We start from the raw sequence: 2,513 nt of genomic DNA on the forward strand, positions 1-2,513 counted from the left end.
TCGCTAGGCCGAGGCCGAAGCCACCGGTGGCACGGTCGCGGCTGCGGTCGAGGCGGTAGAACGGCTCGAAGATGCGCTCACGCTGGTCCAGCGGTATGCCGATGCCGTCGTCGTCGACCCAGATTTCACAGCCTTCAGCGCACACCTTGACCCCCACCTGGATGCGCTTGTCGCAATACCGCGTGGCGTTGCGCAGCAGGTTTTGCAAGGCGCGCGCGGTCAGGCGTGGGTCGAGACTGAAGCGCTCCACGGCGCAGTCGAGCGCCACGTCGATGACGATCTCGGGGTTTTCCAGTTCGTCATCGACGCTGCCGAGCACGCTGTCGATAAATTCATCGAGCACCACCTCGACCCGTTCCGGCAGTTGCGCCGGGTTTTGCAGGCGGCTGTAGGACAGCAGCTCCAGCACCAGCTCATCCAGCTCGCGAATGTGCGCCACCAGGCTTTGCAGGCGCTCGCGGCTGGCGGCGGGCAAGTCTTCGGACAGCGCCAGCGCCAGGCCGAAGTCCAGGCGTGTCAGCGGCGTGCGCAGTTCATGGGACACGGCGTTGAGCAGGTCACGCTGCTGGTTGAGCAGGTGTTCGATATCGTTGGCCATGGTATCGAACACCGAGGCCAGGCTGCCGATGCTTGAGCTGGCCGGAACACCGGTGCGCTCGGCCAGGTTACCCTTGCCCAACTGCGCGGCGGTACTTTTCAGGCGCTCCAGGTCACGCCAGTGCGGGCGCAGCCACACCAGCAGGCACGCCAGCAGCGCGGCGCCGATCAACACGTTCATCGACCAATACAGCAGGTTCATGTCCAGCGGGTCGGGCGGGATGGTCAGCTTGACCACGAACTGCGCATTGATCGGCGAGCTGACCTCCTCCATCCAGCCCCACTCGCCCAGGCGGATCACCGGCTTGCCCTGTTCGAGCTGCAACGCTTCTTGCGGGGTGTAGCGCGCGTCCTGGCGCAGTAGCAATTGCACTTTCAGCGGCGCAAAGTCCTGGCCCAGTTGCTCGGTGATCTGCGACCAGCGCTCTACCGGCGCGCGCAGGTACTGCTTGACGATGAGTTTCTGCATGCCCCGCGACTGTTCGAGGTTGTAGTCCAGGTAGCGGTGCTCGAACAGCTGGATCACCAGCTTGGGGATCAGAAAGATCGCCGCGCTGTAGGTGACGATGGTGATCAGGTAAAGCCGTAGCAAGACACGAAACATGGCTCAGCATTCCCACTCGGAGCGGCTGAACAGGTAACCCTTGCCCCACACAGTCTTGATCTTGCGCGCTTCGCCGGCATGGTCGTCGAACTTGCGGCGCAGCTTGGAAATGGCCACGTCCACCGAGCGGTCGGTACCATTGAATTCGATACCGCGCAGGCGTTGCAGGATCTGGTCGCGGCTGAGCACCTCGCCGGCATGCCGCGCCAGCACCACCAGCAGGTTGTACTCACCGCTGGACAACTCCACCGCCTGCTCGCGCCAGGTCACGGTGCGCTCGGACAGGTCGATGCACAGGTTGCCCATGATGATCTGGTCACTGGCCACCTGCGGCTCGGACAAACTGCTGCGACGCAGCAAAGTGCGCACGCGGGCCAGCAACACGCGCGGCTCGCAGGGTTTGGTGACATAGTCGTCGGCGCCCATTTCCAGGCCCAGCACCTGGTCGTGGCTGTCGTCGCGGGCGGTCAGCATCAGGATCGGCAGGCACGCCGAGTCGGCGCGCAACAGGCGGCACACCTGCAGGCCATCCAGGCCGGGCAGCATCAGGTCGAGGATCACCAGGTCCGGCGGGTTCAGGCGCGCACGCTCGCGCACGTGGTCGCCACGGCTGAGCACGCTGACATGGTAGCCATTGCGTTCCAGGTAGCTGGCAATCAGCTCCGAGAGCGCGGCGTCGTCTTCCACCAGGAGGATGTTGGGCATGGTGTTTCCAAATAGTGCAGTTTTGCAGGATTGTGCAAGGATATACGCCCGCAGGCCGACATGGGCCGCACCTTACATTTCTTCACACACGACCTACACAGCTTCACAGCACCCGGGCGCAGGGGACTTTAGGATGCGCCAGTCAATAGTGGGATAAGAGCATGTCGAAGAATCTGTTTGCGCCGTTTTGCCTGTTGGCCCTGACCCTGGCACTGAGTGCCTGTAACCAGTCGGCCAGCGAGGCACCGGAAATGCCCCTGGCCAAAGTGCGCGTCGAAACCCTGCAGGCCAAACCCCTGTCCATTACCAGCGAGCTGAGCGGGCGCATCGCCGCGCCGCGCATTGCCGAAGTGCGCGCACGGGTCGCCGGCGTGGTGATGCAGCGCGTGTTCAAGGAAGGCCGCGATGTGAAACAGGGCGATGTGCTGTTCCGGATCGACCCGGCGCCGTTCAAGGCTGACCTCGACAGCGCCCAGGCCAACCTCAGCAAAGCCGAGGCCAATGCCTTCCAGGCGCGCCTGCAGGAGCAGCGCTACAGCCAGTTGGTGGAAGGCAACGCCATCAGCGGCCAGGACTACGACAACGCCCGCGCCGCCGTGCGCCAGAC

General features: G+C 64.0%; 3 protein-coding genes. 1 reads left to right on the forward strand and 2 read right to left on the reverse strand.

Annotated features, from left to right (window positions below):
- Positions 1–1,201 (reverse strand): ATP-binding protein (locus WBR57_RS16185; RefSeq protein WP_424084685.1); only part of this gene is annotated, 1,201 nt, incomplete at its 3' end.
- A gap of 3 nt (positions 1,202–1,204) precedes the next feature.
- Positions 1,205–1,906 (reverse strand): response regulator transcription factor, encoded by a 702-nt coding sequence (locus WBR57_RS16190; RefSeq protein ID WP_122541018.1) that lies wholly within the window; start codon positions 1,904–1,906, stop codon positions 1,205–1,207.
- 161 nt (positions 1,907–2,067) lie between these two features.
- Between WBR57_RS16190 and WBR57_RS16195 the strand changes: the two genes are divergently transcribed.
- A partial coding sequence (locus WBR57_RS16195) for a biotin/lipoyl-binding protein (protein WP_424084686.1) occupies positions 2,068–2,513 on the forward strand: 446 nt, incomplete at its 3' end.

The sequence above is a fragment of the Pseudomonas sp. genome, from assembly GCF_049590575.1.
Lineage (GTDB): Bacteria > Pseudomonadota > Gammaproteobacteria > Pseudomonadales > Pseudomonadaceae > Aquipseudomonas.

Excerpts from the sequence above, each read along its gene's own strand:
- WBR57_RS16190 (WP_122541018.1), bottom strand. The coding sequence starts at position 1,906 with ATGCCCAACATCCTCCTGGTGGAAGACGACGCCGCGCTCTCGGAGCTG.